The sequence below is a fragment of the Streptomyces sp. NPDC001634 genome (assembly GCF_040298185.1).
Lineage (GTDB): Bacteria > Actinomycetota > Actinomycetes > Streptomycetales > Streptomycetaceae > Streptomyces.
In genome coordinates this window covers 215319-231524 of the sequence record NZ_JBEOZU010000001.1, presented here as the reverse complement: position 1 = coordinate 231524, position 16206 = coordinate 215319, and the positions used below count along the sequence as shown (strand labels likewise).

12 protein-coding genes and 3 pseudogenes are annotated in these 16206 nt (G+C 70.9%); 11 read left to right on the top strand and 4 right to left on the bottom strand.

Features of this window, described 5'->3' with window-relative positions; all coding sequences use genetic code 11:
• The first annotated feature begins 1 nt into the window (after position 1).
• From ABT186_RS01190 to ABT186_RS01160, 7 genes are read left to right on the top strand one after another with little or no spacing between them, the layout of a single operon-like run.
• Positions 2-1027: an NAD-dependent epimerase/dehydratase family protein gene (locus tag ABT186_RS01190; protein WP_351228367.1), complete on the top strand. Its 1026-nt coding sequence runs from the start codon at positions 2-4 to the stop codon at positions 1025-1027.
• The gene (locus tag ABT186_RS01185) at positions 1015-2370 is read left to right on the top strand and encodes a DUF4910 domain-containing protein (protein ID WP_502973123.1); all 1356 of its coding nucleotides are present in this window, start codon (positions 1015-1017) and stop codon (positions 2368-2370) included. The genes ABT186_RS01190 and ABT186_RS01185 overlap by 13 nt, the downstream gene beginning before the upstream one ends.
• Positions 2367-3665, top strand: coding sequence for a hypothetical protein (locus tag ABT186_RS01180; RefSeq protein ID WP_502973122.1), 1299 nt, complete (start codon positions 2367-2369; stop codon positions 3663-3665). The genes ABT186_RS01185 and ABT186_RS01180 overlap by 4 nt, the downstream gene beginning before the upstream one ends.
• Entirely contained in the window at positions 3662-4609 is a 948-nt protein-coding gene (locus tag ABT186_RS01175) for a glycosyltransferase family 2 protein (RefSeq protein ID WP_351922840.1), read from the top strand. Before ABT186_RS01180 ends, ABT186_RS01175 begins: the two co-directional genes overlap by 4 nt.
• The gene (locus tag ABT186_RS01170) at positions 4606-5838 is read left to right on the top strand and encodes a polysaccharide pyruvyl transferase family protein (protein ID WP_351922838.1); all 1233 of its coding nucleotides are present in this window, start codon (positions 4606-4608) and stop codon (positions 5836-5838) included. Before ABT186_RS01175 ends, ABT186_RS01170 begins: the two co-directional genes overlap by 4 nt.
• Positions 5835-6386: a dTDP-4-dehydrorhamnose 3,5-epimerase gene (rfbC, locus tag ABT186_RS01165; protein WP_351228357.1), complete on the top strand. Its 552-nt coding sequence runs from the start codon at positions 5835-5837 to the stop codon at positions 6384-6386. Before ABT186_RS01170 ends, rfbC begins: the two co-directional genes overlap by 4 nt.
• A gap of 7 nt (positions 6387-6393) precedes the next feature.
• Positions 6394-7719, top strand: coding sequence for a glutamate-1-semialdehyde 2,1-aminomutase (locus ABT186_RS01160; RefSeq protein WP_351922836.1), 1326 nt, complete (start codon positions 6394-6396; stop codon positions 7717-7719).
• Positions 7720-7726: 7 nt separating this feature from the next.
• Here ABT186_RS01160 and ABT186_RS01155 read toward each other — a convergent pair whose 3' ends face one another.
• Positions 7727-8413, bottom strand: a complete 687-nt coding sequence (locus tag ABT186_RS01155; protein ID WP_351922834.1) for a phosphatase PAP2 family protein — start codon at positions 8411-8413, stop codon at positions 7727-7729.
• A 101-nt stretch (positions 8414-8514) separates the two neighbouring features.
• Here ABT186_RS01155 and ABT186_RS01150 point away from each other — a divergent pair.
• Positions 8515-8688 (top strand): annotated as a pseudogene (locus ABT186_RS01150) (IS701 family transposase); the annotation flags it as partial.
• Positions 8689-9562: 874 nt separating this feature from the next.
• On the opposite strand, the pseudogene ABT186_RS01145 reads toward ABT186_RS01150, so the two are convergent.
• Both ABT186_RS01145 and ABT186_RS01140 read right to left on the bottom strand, forming a co-directional pair.
• Positions 9563-10103 (bottom strand): annotated as a pseudogene (locus tag ABT186_RS01145) (PAS domain-containing protein); the annotation flags it as partial.
• 159 nt (positions 10104-10262) lie between these two features.
• Complete coding sequence (locus ABT186_RS01140; RefSeq protein WP_351922830.1) at positions 10263-13319, bottom strand: SpoIIE family protein phosphatase; 3057 nt, start codon at positions 13317-13319, stop codon at positions 10263-10265.
• Here ABT186_RS01140 and ABT186_RS01135 point away from each other — a divergent pair.
• Complete coding sequence (locus tag ABT186_RS01135; protein WP_351922828.1) at positions 13219-13674, top strand: GntT/GntP/DsdX family permease; 456 nt, start codon at positions 13219-13221, stop codon at positions 13672-13674. The genes ABT186_RS01140 and ABT186_RS01135 overlap by 101 nt on opposite strands.
• Positions 13675-13868: 194 nt before the next feature.
• Here ABT186_RS01135 and ABT186_RS01130 read toward each other — a convergent pair.
• Positions 13869-14479 (bottom strand): annotated as a pseudogene (locus ABT186_RS01130) (PP2C family protein-serine/threonine phosphatase); the annotation flags it as partial.
• Positions 14480-14955: 476 nt separating this feature from the next.
• On the opposite strand from ABT186_RS01130, the gene ABT186_RS01125 reads away from it, so the two are divergent.
• On the top strand, positions 14956-15423 hold the full coding sequence (locus tag ABT186_RS01125) for an ANTAR domain-containing protein (RefSeq protein WP_351228347.1): 468 nt from the start codon (positions 14956-14958) through the stop codon (positions 15421-15423).
• A gap of 472 nt (positions 15424-15895) precedes the next feature.
• Positions 15896-16147 carry a DUF5133 domain-containing protein gene (locus ABT186_RS01120; protein WP_351228345.1) on the top strand — a complete coding sequence of 84 codons (252 nt, stop codon included), beginning with the start codon at positions 15896-15898 and terminating at the stop codon, positions 16145-16147.
• Positions 16148-16206 lie beyond the last annotated feature (59 nt).

Genomic DNA, 16206 nt, shown 5'->3' with positions numbered 1-16206 from the left:
TATGCGCGTACTGCTGACCGGACACCAGGGCTACCTGGGCACCGTGATGGCCCCGGTCCTCAAGGCCGCCGGGCACGAGGTCGTCGGCCTCGACGCCGGCCTGTTCGCCGACTGCGTGCTGGGCGAGCCGCCCGCCGACCCGTCCGGGCACCGGGTGGACCTGCGCGACGTCACGGCCGAGCACGTGGCCGGTGTGGACGCCGTGATCCACCTGGCCGCCCTGTCCAACGACCCGCTGGGATCGCTGGCGCCGGACCTCACCTACGACATCAACCACCACGCGTCCGTACTGCTGGCCCGGCTGGCCCGCGACGCCGGAGTGCGGCGCTTCCTGTACGCGTCCACCTGCTCGGTCTACGGCGCCGCAGGCGGTGACGACCTGGTGACCGAGGACGCCCCGCTGCGCCCGGTGACGCCGTACGCGGAGTCCAAGGTGCGGGTGGAGGACGACCTGCACGCGCTGGCCGACGACGACTTCACCCCGGTGTTCATGCGCAACGCCACCGCCTTCGGCTACTCACCCCGGCTGCGCGCCGACATCGTGCTGAACAACCTGGTGGGCCACGCGCTCCTGTCCGGCGAGGTGCTGGTGCTCTCCGACGGCACCCCCTGGCGCCCGCTGGTGCACGCCGCCGACATCGCACGGGCCTTCGCGGCCGCGCTGGTCGCGCCGCGGGAAGCGGTGCACGACCGGGCGTTCAACATCGGCAGCGAGATCAACAACGTCACGGTCGCCGAGATCGCCGAGCAGGTCGCCGAGGCGGTGTCCGGGGCGAAGGTGGTGATCACCGGGGAGACCGGTGCCGATCCGCGCTCGTACCGGGTGGACTTCTCCCGGTTCCGCGCCGCGATACCCGGCTTCGACTGCGAGTGGACGGTGAAGCAGGGCGCGCTCGAACTCGCCGACGCCTACCGGAAGTACGGGCTGACCCGGGAGGACTTCGAGCGACGCTTCACCCGCCTTGCCGTGCTGCGCGCGGCGTCCGACGCCGGCACGGTCGACGACACCCTGCGGTGGCGCCGATGACCGCGGCCGATCTCGGCGAAGAGATGTACGCGCTGGTGGAGCGGCTGTACCCGCTCTGCCGGAGCATCACCGGCGACGGGGTGCGCGCCACCCTGGAGATCGTCGGCGAGTACATCCCGCTGCAGGTGCACGAGGTGCCGACCGGGACGCAGGTGCTCGACTGGACGGTGCCGCAGGAGTGGAACATCCGGGACGCGTACATCGCCGACACCGCCGGCAACCGGGTCGTCGACTTCGCCGCGTCCAGCCTGCACGTACTCGGCTACAGCGTGCCGGTGTCGGCGACCATGCCGCTGGCCGAGCTGCGTGGACACCTGCACACCCTGCCGGACCACCCGTCCTGGGTGCCGTACCGCACCAGCTACTACAAGCCGGAATGGGGGTTCTGCCTGGCCCAGGAGACCTTGGACGCGCTGCCGGACGGCGACTACGAGGTGCGCATCGACTCCACCCTCGCGGACGGCCACCTCACCTACGCCGAGCACGTGGTCCCCGGGCAGGTCCCCGACGAGGTGATCGTCTCCTGCCACGTCTGCCACCCGTCGCTGGCCAACGACAACCTGGCCGGTATCGCGGTGGCGACGTTCCTGGCCCGGGCGCTGGCACAGCAGACGCCGTACTACACCTACCGGTTCCTGTTCGCGCCCGGCACCATCGGGGCGATCACCTGGCTGGCCCGGAACGCGGAGCGGGTGAATGGGGTACCCCCTGCTCTGGGGGCCCCTCCCGGCCGAAGGCTGGGGGAGGAGCCGAGAGCTGGGGGAAGGGTCAAGCACGGCCTCGTGCTGGCGTGCGCAGGGGACCCGGGCCAGTTGACGTACAAGCAGAGCAGGCGCGGCGACGCGGAGATCGACCGGGTGATGCGGCACGTGCTGGCCGCATCCGAACGCCCGCACCGCGTCACCGAGTTCACTCCGTACGGATACGACGAGCGGCAGTTCTGCTCACCCGGCTTCAATCTGGGCGTGGGCTCGCTCACTCGGAACCCGTACGCCGGCTACCCCGAGTACCACACCTCGGCGGACAACCTGGACTTCGTCTCCCCTCAGGCGATGGCGGACACGCTCGCCGTCTGCCGCGAGGCGTTCGCCGTCCTCGACCGCAACCGGCGGTACCTCAACCTCAGCCCCTACGGCGAACCGCAGTTGGGCCGACGTGGGTTGTACGACGCGCTCGGCGGCCGCAGCGACACCAAGCAGGCCCAGATGGCCATGCTCTGGGTGCTCAACCTCTCCGACGGCGAGCACAGTCTGCTGGACGTCGCCGAGCGGTCCGGGCTGCCGTTCGACACCGTCGCCGCCGCGGCCGACGCTCTGCACGGCGCCGGGCTGATCAAAGCATGACGCCGATGACCACCCAGGGGAAGAAGACGACGACACCTGCCGGATCCGCCAAGCGGGCCCTCGTCGGCCGGCTGTCCTGGGGACTGGCCGACCAGGCGGCCTCCAGCATCAGCAACTTCGCTGTGGGGATCTACGTGGCCCGCTCCCTGGGGGTGACCGCGTTCGGCGTGTTCAGCCTGGCCTGGGTGACCTACGGCGTGGTGCTCAACGTCTCCCGCGGCCTTGCCACCGACCCGCTCGTGGTGCGCTTCAGTGGCGTGCCGGACGCGTCCTGGCGCGGGGCGGTGGCCCGGTCCACCGGTACCGCGCTCGGCGTCGGTGCCGCCCTCGGCGCGGTGTCTCTGGTGGCCGGGCTCGGCCTCGGCGGTCGCGTGGGGCCCGCGTTCGCCGCCCTCGGCGTCATGCTGCCGGGGCTGCTGCTGCAGGACGCCTGGCGGTTCTCGTTCTTCGCCGCCGGCGCAGGGCGGAAGGCGTTCGTCAACGACGTCGTGTGGGGCATTGCGCTCGTCCCGGCCATGGTGGCGGCCGCCCGCGTGGGCAGCGTGGCCGCTTTCGTGCTCGCCTGGGGCGCGTCCGCCACGGTGGCCGCTGCGTACGGCTACCTCCAGTCCGGAATCCGGCCCCGGATGACGCAGGCGCGCGGGTGGCTGCGCGAACAGCGCGATCTCGGCTACCGCTACCTGGTCGAGAACGTCAGCCTGAGCGGCGCGAGCCAGCTGCGGGCGTACGGGCTCGGCGCGATCGTCGGGCTCGGCGCGGTGGGTGCGGTGCGGGGCGCCGAGCTCCTGCTCGGCCCGTTCCTCGCCGTGCTGATGGGTCTTTCGCTGGTCACCGTCCCGGAGGCTGCACGCGTGCTGCGGCAGGCCCCGCACCGCCTCGGCAGGTTCTGCCTCCTCCTCGGTGGCGGGCAGGCCGGTGGCGCGCTGCTGTGGGGCGCGGCGCTGCTGCTGATGCCGGACCGGCTCGGCGAACTCGTCCTCGGCGACGTCTGGCACTCCTCCGCACAGCTCATCGTGCCGATCACCCTCGGTGTTGCGGGTGCAGGGCTCGGCACCGGCGCGGCGGCCGGGCTGCGCGCGCTCGGCGCGGCCCGGCGCAGCCTGCGCTGCCAGCTGTTCGCCTCCGCCTGTTACGTCGGCGGCGGGCTCGGCGGGGCGGCCGTCGCCGGCACGGTCGGCTCGGCCTGGGGCGTCGCCGCCGCGACCGTCAGCGGATCGGCCGTGTGGTGGCTGCAGCTGCGGTCCGCCCTGCGCGAGCACCACCCCAACTCCGTTCCCGAAGTGAGGACTTCATGACCGCGCAACCCAGGCTGAGTATCGGCCTGCCCGTCTACAACGGCGAGGAGTACCTGGCCGAGTCGCTCGACGCCCTGCTCGGCCAGACCTACGAGGACTTCGAGCTGGTCATCTCCGACAACGCCTCGACCGACGGGACCCAGGACATCTGCCGCAAGTACGCCGCGCAGGACTCGCGCATCCGGTACTTCCGCCTGCCCCGGAACATCGGCGCCACGCCGAACCACAACCGTGTGTTCGCCGAGTCCCGCGGCGAGCTGTTCAAATGGGCCTCGCACGACGACCTTTACGGCCGCGACCTGCTGCGGCGCTGCGTGGAGGCGCTCGACGAGCGGCCGGACGTGATCCTCGCGCACACCGACCAGGCCGTCATCGACGGCGACGGCCAGGTGAAGGTCCCCTACGAGTACACACTCGCCACCGACTCGCCGCACGCGCCGGAGCGCTTTCGCAGCCTGCTGTTCGAGCCGGGGGGCGACGACTTCTACGGGGTGATGCGGGCCGACATGCTGCGCCGGGTGAAGCCGATGGACAGCTACCACCACGCGGACCGCACGTTCGTAGCCGAGATCACCCTGCACGGGCCCTTCCACCAGGTGCCGGAGCTGATGTACTTCCGCCGCGACCACCCCACCCGCGCCGAGCGGGCGAACCCTTCCAAGCGCTCCCGGTGCGTCAACCTGGACCCGCGCCGGGCGGGCCTGCTGCACCCGACGCCCCGGCTGCTCGCCGAGTACATCTGGGGCTTCGCCTCGGCGATCCGGCGGGCGCCGTTGTCCCCGGCCGACCGGCGCGCGTGCTACGGCCACCTGGCCGCGTGGATGACCAGCCGGGTCCGGCCGGGCGCCGGCGAGCGGGTCGAGGACCGCGCCCCGGTCGACCCGGCCCTGCTCACGGTCTCCGTCGACGCCCTCGTCGCCGGGCGTGAAGGGAGGCGGGCATGACGTCCGCGTACGAAACTCCGGTGCGCGTCGGGGTGTTCGGCCTGCTCGGCTCCGGCAACCTCGGCAACGACGGGTCGCTGGAGGCCGTGCTCGGGTACCTCCGCGACCAGCACCCGGAGGCGGTCGTGGACGCGCTGTGCGGCGGACCCGAGGCCGTGACGACCCGGTTCGGGATCCCCGCGACGCGGCTGCACTGGAACCGCGCGGAGTACCGGACCGCGTCACGTGCGGGCGCGATCGCGGCGAAGGGTCTGGGCAAACTCGTCGACGTCTTCCGCACCGCCGCCTGGGTGCGCCGGCACGACGTGGTGATCGTGCCGGGCATGGGCGTCCTGGAGGCCACACTGCCGCTGCGGCCGTGGGGCTTCCCGTACTCGCTGTTCCTGCTCTGCGCGAGCGGCCGGCTGTTCGGAACCCGGGTCGCGCTGGTCAGCGTCGGCGCCGCGGCGATCGGCAACCGGCCGACCCGGGCCCTGGTGCGCTGGTCGGCGCGGCTGGCCGCGTACCGGTCGTACCGGGACGCCCAGTCCCGCGACGCGATGCGGGCGATGGGCGTGGACACCGCGCGCGACGAGGTCTACCCGGACCTCGCGTTCGCCCTGCCGACGCCGCCGGCGAGCGCGCCCTCGGGCTCGACCGGCCCGGTCTGCGTCGGTGTCATGGACTTCCACGGCGGCAACGACGACCGCGCCCGGGCCGAGGAGATATACCGGCGCTACCTCGACGGGACGATCCGGTTCGTCCGCGCGCTGGTCGAGGAGGGAAGGCCGGTCCGGCTGCTCACCGGCGACACGTGCGACGCGTCGGTGGTCGCCGCGATCCTCGACGCGGTGGACTCGCCGCTGGTCACCGCTGCCGAACCGGCCTCGCTGGCCGACCTGATGAAGGAGATGGCGGCTGCCGACACCGTGGTGGCGGTCCGCTACCACAACCTGATCTGCGCGCTGAAGACCGGCACCCCGGTGCTCGCGCTCAGCTATGCGGCGAAGAGCGACGCGCTCATGGACCGGATGGGCCTCGGCGCGTTCTGCCAACCGGCGCGCGAGGTCGACGCCGACCGGCTGCTCGCGCAGTTCCGGGCGCTGGAGAAGCGATCGGCCGAGCTGCGGCAGACCCTCACCGAGCGGAACCTGGCCGCCGCCCGGCAACTCGAGCACCAGTTCACCGCCCTGACCGCGGCCCTGTTCCCTGCGGCCGACCACGCCCACACCTTGCGGAAGGCTCCATGAAGGCGACCCAAGTCCCGGCGATCGCCGGCGCGTACCTGTTCGAGCCGACGCCGTACGCCGACGAGCGCGGTTTCTTCTGCCGCACCTTCGACGCCGACGTGGTCCGCTCGGTGGGCCTCGACCCGGACGCCTTCGTCCAGGACAGTGTGTCCCGCTCGGTCCGGGGGGTGCTGCGCGGCCTGCACCTGCGCTCCGGCGCCGGCGAGGCCAAGCTGGTGCGGTGCTCGTACGGAAGGATCTTCGACGTCGTCGTGGACCTGCGGACGGGCTCGCCGACCTACCGCAACGTGGCCTTCTTCGAGCTGTCCGGCGACACGCAGGCGACCCTGTACATCCCGGCGGGGTGCGCGCACGGCTTCCAGGCGCTGACCGAAACCGCCGACACCTCGTACCGGATCGACCGCCCGCACGATCCGGCCGAGGACGTGACGATCGCCTTCGACGACCCTGAGCTCGCCATTCCCTGGCCTCTGCCGGTCACATCGATGTCCCAGCGGGACCGGGAGGCGCCGAGCCTCGCCGAGGTCCTGAAGCACAAGGAAGGGTGAAGTCGGCTTGGACACCGAACAGTTCCTCCTGCCCCGGTCGCGGACGGCGAACGAGCGGCTGCACGCCATGATCCCCGGAGGCGCGCACACCTACGCCAAGGGCGACGACCAGTACCCCGAGAACCTGGCCCCGGTCATCAGCCACGGCCGCGGTGCCCACGTGTGGGACATCGACGGCAACCGGTACGTCGAGTACGGCTCCGGCCTGCGGTCGGTCAGCCTCGGCCACGCCCACCCACGCGTGATCGAGGCGGTGCGGCGGGAACTCGACCGCGGCAGCAACTTCGTCCGGCCGTCCATCGTGGAGGTCGAAGCCGCGGAACGCTTCCTGGCCACGGTGCCGACCGCCGAGATGGTGAAGTTCGCGAAGAACGGCTCCGACGCCACCACCGCCGCGGTGCGCCTCGCCCGCGCCGCCACCGGGCGCCCGCGGGTGGCCCTCTGCGCCGACCATCCGTTCTTCTCCGTCGACGACTGGTTCATCGGCACCACGCCGATGTCCGCCGGTGTTCCGGCGGCGACCAACGAGCTCACCGTGGCGTTCCCTTACGGGGACCTGGCCGCCACGGAGGAGCTGCTCACCCGGTACCAGGACGAGGTCGCCTGCCTGATCCTCGAACCCGCCACCCACACCGAGCCGCCGCCCGGGTACCTCGCCGGCCTGCGCGAGCTGGCCGACCGGCACGGCTGCGTCCTGATCTTCGATGAGATGATCACCGGCTTCCGCTGGTCCGAGGCGGGCGCCCAGGGCCTGTACGGCGTCGTCCCCGACCTCTCCACGTTCGGCAAGGCGCTGGGCAACGGGTTCGCCGTCTCCGCGCTGGCCGGGCGCCGCGAGCTGATGGAGCGGGGCGGGCTGCGTCACTCCGGCGACCGGGTGTTCCTGCTGTCCACCACACACGGTGCGGAGACGCACTCCCTGGCAGCCGCGATGGCCGTGCAGACCATCTACGCCGAAGAGGGGGTCACCGCGCGGCTGCACGCGCTCGGCGAGCGGTTGGCCGCCGGTGTCCGCGACGCCGCGGCCGGCATGGGCGTCGGCGAGCACATCGTCGTCCGGGGCCGGGCCAGCAACCTGGTCTTCGCCACCCTCGACGAGAACCGGCAGCCGTCGCAGCAGTACCGCACCCTGTTCCTGCGCCGACTCCTCGCGGGCGGGGTGCTGGCCCCGTCATTCGTGGTGAGCAGCGCGCTCGGCGACGCCGACATCGATCACACCGTCGACGTGGTGGCCCAGGCATGTGCGGTGTACCGGAAGGCACTGGACGCCGCCGACCCCACCCCCTGGCTGGCCGGACGACCGGTGAAGCCCGTGTTCCGCCGCTTGGCGTGACGTGACGTCAGCGGCGCTCCCGCTGACCGGCGTCGGCCGTCCGATCGACCAGCCGGTCAGCCATCCGGTCGACCAGCCACGCGGTCGCCGGTATCACCGCCAGCGCGGTGCACCAGCCGCCGAGGACGTCGGTCGGGTAGTGCGCGCCCAGGGCGACCTGCGCCCAGCCCATGGCTGCGCCGCCAACCAGCGCCGCGGCAAGCACGAGTGACGTGCCGGCCGTCCTGCCGAGGCCGAGCCGGCCGCTCGCGAGCAGTGCCGCCATGAGGGCGAGCGCGGTGAAGAAGGCGGTGTGCCCGCTCGGATAGGACAGGTTGCCGTCGCCGTGGATGGTGCGCCCCACCAGGTGCTTGAGCAGCGTCGCCGTACCCACGGTCATGCCGACGCCGACAACGACGAGCACCGCTGCGCGAGGACGCCGAAGCAGCAGGCAGCCCGCCACGGCGGCGACGATCACCATCGCCGATCCGGCGGGCTCCCCCAAGAAGTCCAGGGCCAGGGCGACGTGTCGCCACGGCGGCCGCACACTGTCCGCCGTCGGCTGGATGATCCACCGGTCCACCCTGCCGGGCTCGCTGTGGCCGGCGTACAGGACCCCGAGCGCGACGACCACCAGCGCGGCGAGGGCCCCGATCGGCCCGAGCCACGGGCGCAGCGACGGGGGCAGCACCGCGGGCGCCGACCGGCCGGTCACACGCCCACCGCGTCCGGTCGACCTGGGGTGCTTTGCCGTGACCGGTAGATGGTGTTCCGGATCTTGACTTCCTGAGGCAGGGTGAGGGTGCGGCCGGGCAGCAGTGGTTCATGTCCCAGTCCCCGTGGGACCACGAGGCGGTCAACGACCGGCGGATCGACCTGCTGATGCCCACGCCGGCGACCGCGCCCCACGGCGGCGGGGCGTTGTTTCCGGACGACTCCGGTGACCGTAAGTCCGGGCACGCCACGGCCTATGTGTCCCGTCAATACCTGGTGGTCCGGGCCCGCGCCGCGCGCATCGCGTTTCGGGCTCTGGTCGCCGGCTGCCGCTAAAACCCCGGCGGAAGCCCGCACTTCATCGCCGAACTCGACCGCGCCGCGACCCCCTACTTGGTGGCGGTCGAGCCGAACACCCCGCTCATGACCGAGACGGGGAAAAGCCCGCACACCGTCGCAGACCAACCGGCAGATGCGATGCACCTCCCCCTCCCGTCGCGGCCGACGCCATGTCACCCGCCGCTACCGCGATGCCGCGCACCCCGAGAACTGCCCGTTGCCGCACGCCGACATCCCCACCAACAAGCCCCCGTCGTGTCTGACTTGGCCCGCGCGGGAGCCAACAGTCTGTGCAGCCCCGAACTCGCCAGCCTGTCCATCACCCTGGCCAAGGGCATCGGAATCAGTCCCTGCTTCCCACCCTAACCAACAATGCGGTCGCGGCAAACCGCCGTCGGAAAGTCCGCGTGACAACACTCCGCGATTATTGGTTCTGGATGGCTTTTCCGTGCCGGAGCCACGGAGTGTCACCGAAGCCGCGATCCTGATGCGTCGTGGATGACGCCCTCGACGGATCCCACACAGCTGGGCTCGCCCGCGCTCGCACACCCGCCTCCCTGCAACTGACGGCTGCTCAGACCTCCGTCGCTTCCCGCACCGAGCGCGGCAGAGGAACCTCCCGGAACTCCCCGCCTTGCGGTTGTTCAGCTTCGCCGGCTTGTGCGTGTTGGAGTGGATCTGCTCGTGTACCCGGTAGACGTCGTCCGCCACGACGTTGTCGACTCGAGGGTGGAACCACGGAGGCGGAAGCTCTGGCGATCAGTGCCGGCCGTTGCCGGGCCTGTGCCGCCTCGGCAGCGGCTCAATGACGATCGGTGACGGACTGACCGGTGATGCGTTCGACAGCAGGATTCACGGCCAGGTACCGGAGGTCCGGTTCCAGAATGGCCGGCCCGACCGGGGACTGTGCACCAGACGCATGGCCAGCGCGGCATCTCACTCGACCCGCTCCACAGCGGCCTGGTCCGCGGCAAGGCCCAGGGAGTAGACGTCACCGAGGTCGTCCGGCAGCCGCATGTTGCGGAACTCCACCAGGCGGGTGCTGCCGTCCTTGTGCCGGATCGGGATCACCCCTGCCCAGTCGGTGCCGGATTCCATGACCTCGGCGAACTGCTTGATCACCGCGTCCCGGTGCTCCTCGTGGACCATCTGCCGCACCGCGTGCTGACCCAGCGCTTCCCCGCGGTGCAGCCGAACAGTTCCTCGGCCTTCGGGCTCCAGAAGACCACCTGGCCCTGCGCATTCAGCACCACCTCAGCGACGTTGAGCAGATCGAGCAGGCCACTGGGCGGCGCGGCAGGACCCGCCACCGACCGGCCGTGGCCTGCTCGGGAGGAGTCCGTCCTGCCCATGCATCGTTTTCCTTCCCGCTCGGCGCCTCGGCTCTTGCCGTACCGGCGGGTGTTCTGCCTTCATCCATGGTCGGCCCGGACCCAGGTGGCACACACCTGGACGGACTGCCGACACACCGGCCTGCGATGCCGGCGGCAGTACCCGCAGCTGCACGGGGGCTATGCCAGCAGTCGCCTTTTGTGTGGTTCGGCGGTGTCCGCCATCGGTACCGGGATCGCCTGCTCAGCCCAGATGATCTTGCCGGTGGACAGGTACCGGGTGCCCCACCGGGCCGCGAGCTGGGCGACGAGGAAGAGCCCTCGGCCGCCCTCGTCGGTAGCGGCCGCGTAGCGCAGGTGAGGCGAGGTGCTGCTGGTGTCCGAGACCTCACAGGTCAGGCTGCGGTCGTACAGCAGGCGCACCCGGATCGGCCCCGTTGCGTGGCGGATGGCGTTGGTGACCAATTCGCTGAGGATGAGTTCGGTGGTGAACACCAACTCCTCCAACATCCACCGTGACAGCAGGTGGTTGACTGTGGTCCGCACATCGGCCACCGCGGCGGGATCGGAGGGCACCTCCCAGGCGGCGATCCGGTCGTCTGCCAGGGCGCGGGTCCGGGCGACGAGCAAGGCGACGTCGTCGCTGGGACGTGCGGGCAGCATCGCGTCCAGCACCGCGGTACAGGTCTGCTCCGGAGTGCGGCTCGCGTTGCCGAGGACGGCGCTCAGCCGCGCCAGGCTCTCGTCGATGTCGCGCGCGCGGGCCTCGATCAGCCCGTCGGTGTACAGCACGATCTGGCTGCCTTCGGGCAGCCGCAGCTGCGTGGTTTCGAAGGGCAGCGCTGCCAGGCCCAGGGGCGGCCCGGCCGGCACGTCCGGGAACTCCACGGTGCCGTCGGGGACCACTACTGCGGGCGGCGGGTGCGCGGCGCGTGCCATCGTGCAGGTGCGTGTGGTCGGGTCGTAGATCACGTACACGCAGGATGCGCCGGTGATTGCCGTCATGCCGTCGTCGGTCGCGTCCTCCTCGTCGATCCGTGCGACAAGCTCGTCCAGATGCCAGAGCAGCTCATCAGGGGGAATGTCGAGTGCGGAGAAGTTGCGCACGGCCGTTCGCAGCCGCCCCATGGTGGCCGCCGCGTGCAGGCCGTGACCGACGACGTCGCCCACCGCCAGTGCGACCCGCCCGCCAGGGAGCGGGATGACGTCGAACCAGTCGCCGCCCACGGACTGGGCCGGCAGATACCGGTGGGCGAGGTCGACGGCGTTCTGGTCGGGCATGCCGCGCGGCAGCAGGCTGCGTTGCAAAGTAACGGCCATCGTGTGCTCGTGGGTGTACCGGCGGGCGTTGTCGACGGACACCGCCGCGCGGGCCACCAGCTCCTCGGCCAGCGACAGATCGTCCTCGTCGAACGGCTCACGCTCCCGCATGCGCCAGAAGTAGGCCATGCCGAGCAGCACACCCCGTGCACGCAGCGGGGCCACGATGCGCGAGCGGAGGCCGGCTGCGATGATGGCCTGCGCTCGCGCCAAGTCCTGTGCATGCCGCGCCTGCGTGGTACTGAGATCGCGCTCGAGCACCGCCTGCTGGTGGCCGAACGCCCAGGCCTGCGGTGTGGCGGGATCCAGCTCGAAGACCTCGTCGAGCGGGAGGAAGGGGTGCTCGTCGCGAATGCCGTGAACAGCCACCCGGTGCATCCGCACGCCGCCGTCCGACGCCGGTTCCTCGCCGCGCAGGACGCCCTCCACGAGATCGACCACGGCGAAGTCGGCGAAATGCGGTATCCCGACCCTGGCCAGTGCCCCGGCGGTACGTTTCACGTCGAGTGAGGTCCCCATGGACCCGCTGGCGTCATACAGCAGCTGCAGGCGCCTACGAGCCGCTTCGGCCTTCTGCGAGAGCAGCCGGAGTTCAGTGGAGTCCCGCAGCGTGGCCACCCTCCCCGGAGGGCCGCCATCGCGCCCCGTCGGCCAGCAGTTGACCACCAGCAACCGCTCCCCGACGGTGAGCACCTCGTCGCTGACAACGCATCCCGGAGCCAGCAGCTCGGCCGCCGCTCGCTCAAGCCCGAGTTCGTCCAAGAGGCGTCCCTCGACATCCCCCGTGAGACCGAGCAGCCGCCGCGCCTCGTCGTTGACCACGGTGATCCGGCCTTGCGGGTCGAGGCCGACCACGCCCTCCCGGATACCGTGCAGCGTGGCCTCCCGGTCCTGGAGCAAACCCGCGATCTCCTCCAGTTCCAGTCCGAACGTGCTCCGCTTGAGTCGGGCGGCCAGCAGGAAGGCGGCGGCTGCTCCGACCGCCAGGGCAGTCCCGGCATAGATGCCGAAGGCGGGCAGCTCACGCACCAGCTCGCCGGCCGCCTGCGCCTCAGGAATGCCGGTCGAGACCTCTCCCACCAGGCGGTGCCCGGTACCCGGCGCATACAGCGGCACTATGCCATTGGCCGAGCGGCCTGTCGCGCCCACGTTGATCCTCGTGTGCGACTTTCCGTCCCGGACCACGATCGCATCGGAAACCCTCTGGCCGATCAAAGCGGGAATGGGATGCGAATGACGGACACGGTGCAGGTCGATCACCACGACGTAGGAGGCACCGGAGTCAGCGGCTATACGCTGGGCCACGCTTTGTACGACGCCATTGCGCGTCGGCGGCGCTCCGGCAGCCATCGCGCTGCGAATCTGCGGATTGCCCGCCGCGATGCGCGCGATCGACACCGCCCGCTGCTCGTACAGAGCGTCCAGCCGGGCGCGCTGGGTGGTTGCGAACAATGCGAAACCGATAGCGCACGTCACCGCGAGGATCAGCAGCAGGGCGAGGAGAATCCGCTGCGAGAGCTTGCGTCTGCGGCCACCCGGCCGCAGTCCCCGCCCGGGCCACCAGATCACCAACGCCCACATCCCTCCGGCGACGGAGAAGAGATATAGACAATTGTCGCGCTTTCCATTGGCAAGACCAGACTTGTCCAGGGAAAGGCATGCGATGGAGCACGTGACGTGGTTCGTCATCACCGGCTGCGGACCTGCCGAGTACGAGGCGCCCTGGTCGCGGCGCGGCTCGGAGCAAAAGTGACTGCCATCGGCGGCGACGGCCTGGGCGGCGTGTCGGCCTGGGCGGCGTGTCGGCACGGGCGGCGTGTCGGCACGGGCGGACTGCATACCGTCAAGGACTTTCTCTCGCACCGTCGCCGACGACGCCTCGCCGCCGGAGCCGGCTGCTCGATCGGTCGAGGTCACCCGGAGGGAATTGCCGGGCGAAACGGCTGACACTCGACCCATCGCGCGCCAATGCAGACTCGGTGATGTGGGTCGACGCCCGGGTACTGCGTGGCCACGGCCGGTTTGGTCCAGGGCGCCGACGGCGGGGCCGCACATCTCCCTGCCCCGGCTCGTCTGGCGGGTGGCCGCCCTCATGCGCACGGCGACCGGCTCCGTCAGGGTGGCCACGGTGACGGCGGCCGACATCATCGACCCGCCGACACAGGGCCTCGACTCCACGCACGCGGCCCTGCTCGCCCCGGCGCTCGGCTCCGGGGCGGCCTGCCACCCGCGTCTGCGCAGCGGGCGGAGACGGGGTTCCGACACATGCTGACCTCTTGCATCAGGCCACTGTTGTGGCGTGCTCACAGTCGTTGCCGGCCCCTGCGCTGCCCCACCACGAACGACCGACGCCGGCCTACGCAACCGGCTTTGAAGACGTTCGTGACGATCGCCACAGCGAGGCGCTCGACTGTCTCGGCAAGAGCCGAACAGCAACGCCGAACAGGAGCGATCCGCGGGGTGGGCTCATCGGCCCGATACAGGAGTCGCCTGGGGCCGGAGCAGGAGAAGGGCAATGTCGTCGCTGCGGCGGGTGGCGGCAGCGTCCTGGATGAGGGTGGCGGCGAGGCCGTCCAGGCCGGCGTCGTCGGCTTCGGCAAGCTGCGCGGCGAGATGTGCGGTGGATTCGCCGATGTCGGTTCCAGGTGATTCGACGAGTCCGTCGGTGCAGAGGACAAGTACGGTGTGTCAAGATCGGTCAGAAGTCGGTTGGTGCGCGCGAGCAGCTCGCCGGGAGGCGCGCCGGCGCTTGCGTGAGCATGAACTGCGGTGCGCACCTGGCCCATGAGGGCCGCGGCGGCGGTGCTGCGACCTTGGACGTCACCGATGGCGGCGGCAGCCACGGCTGGGGCACAGCGTATGAGGTCGTAGAAGTCGCTGCCGACGTCGATACCGTGCCCGGCCGGAAGGTACCGGGCCGCGACCTCCAGGCCGAGGATGCGGGGCAGGGTCTGGGGCAGCAGGCCGGCTTGGAGGCTGTGGGCGAGGGTGTGCTTGGCGTCGTAGAGGCGCGCGCGGTCCAGGGACTGGGCGATCAGCCCGGCCAGCGAGGTGAGCATGGCGCGCTCCGCCGGAGGGATAGCGCATTGCCATCTGTTCCTGACTGGCCACCCACACCAGGCGCTGTTCCCGGATCGCATCCGTCACCGGAACCGCGGCATCGACCTGGACCCGTGCCCACGGTGCCGCAATCTGAGGGGAAACCCCGGACACCACCGCAAGCTGCACTACGCGCTCACCCGGCGGCACATACAGCATGCCCACCGAGGCCCCGGTGTCCCGCACGATGTCCGCCAGGACGCTGTCCAGCTGCTCTTCACGGGCCCCCGCAGGAGTAGGGCTAGGCCGCATATCGCCCATATGGGGACCATGCGCCCAATACCCATCCAGGCCCGGCAGGCACTGTCCGTGACGGCGGGCGGCGCGTGTGGTGGGCGCGGGGGACACACCGGAACGGGTGCGGTCGCGAAAGATGGTTGTCTGACGGAAACTGTCTGCGTGCAGTCCGGAGGTGGCCGAACATTCTCCTCTGCACCTTCGACCGGGTGGTTTCATGGCGTTCTTTGCGATCTCCAGGCGCAAGCCGCTGGAATTGCTGTCCGCCACCGAGCTCGCGATCGAACGCGAGCGGCTTCAGGCGGAGAACGAGCAACTCCAGCGTGCGGTGACCTCGCATGCCATCGTCGACCAGGCCATGGGTGCCCTGGTGGTTCTCGGGCAGATACCACCCGAAGAAGCATGGCGCGCCCTGCGGGACGTCTCGCAGCGCACCAACACGAAGCTGCGCACCGTCGCCGAAGACGTGCTGAGGTTTGCACAGGGCGGCACCCTGCCGGACGCCGAACTGGGCGAACTCAAGCAAGCGCTGGCCCGGTACAAGGCCTGCCCTCCCCCACGCCGGCGGCCGCCTGCCCCTCAAGCCGACTTTGCGGGCGCAGCGCCAGCCGAGGGGCGGCCAGGCTCACGGCTGGGCAGCGCCAGTCGCCGCTCTGCCCATCGGCGGCGCAGCACTCCGCAGTAGGTGTTGGTGAGCCCACGAGGTCGCGCCAGAGCGGTTTGGGGCCCGCCCCCGGGCGCTCTCGTTCGCGATCTGCTGGTGGTGCGAAGTGTCCGCACAAGAGGGTGCCGGTCTTTGCGTGACTGAGGTCTACGAGCCCGTCCGGTGCGCGATGGGGTAGAGCCCTGACGGCAGGAAATCCGGCGGTCAACAGTGAGTCAACCGCCTTCCACCGCGGAGCCACCCGGGTTGTCCTCCCGTGAGGTCACTGCAGGTGTTCACGGGACCGACTCGACCCCTCCGGCGTGGGCGCGCACTATGGAAGTTGACCCGAATGCCGCACCAGGCCCAGGCCATCGAGCCGCTGCATATCGAAATCACCGGGTCCTGACGGGCCCGGTCCGGTGCGATGCCGTCGCACGGCGGTCGATCTGCTCTGTTCTCCTGGCCGCCGTGCGACGGCCGATCGGCCGGCTCCGGGAGAACGGAAACGAACATGCTGATGCCCCACGTCAGGACCGTCGCGGCGGCGCTGCGCGCCTACCGGTACGCACAGGCCGGTCTGCTGCGCGATCCGGCGAACCCTCTCCGCCGTCGCCGACTCGACGACACCGCCTACACCCTCTGCGTGCTCATGGACCAACGCAACGCCGCCGACGCCGCGGCAAAGGCAGAGCGTCTGCTCGCGACGTCTTCGGGCCGCAGGGCAGCGGATCAGGCCGGACAGACACAGACCGTCTTCCTCTGACCTCGGTGCCGGATCGCCGGTGGCACTCCTGTCGAGAGTCCTCTCAGGAGCGGAGCAGC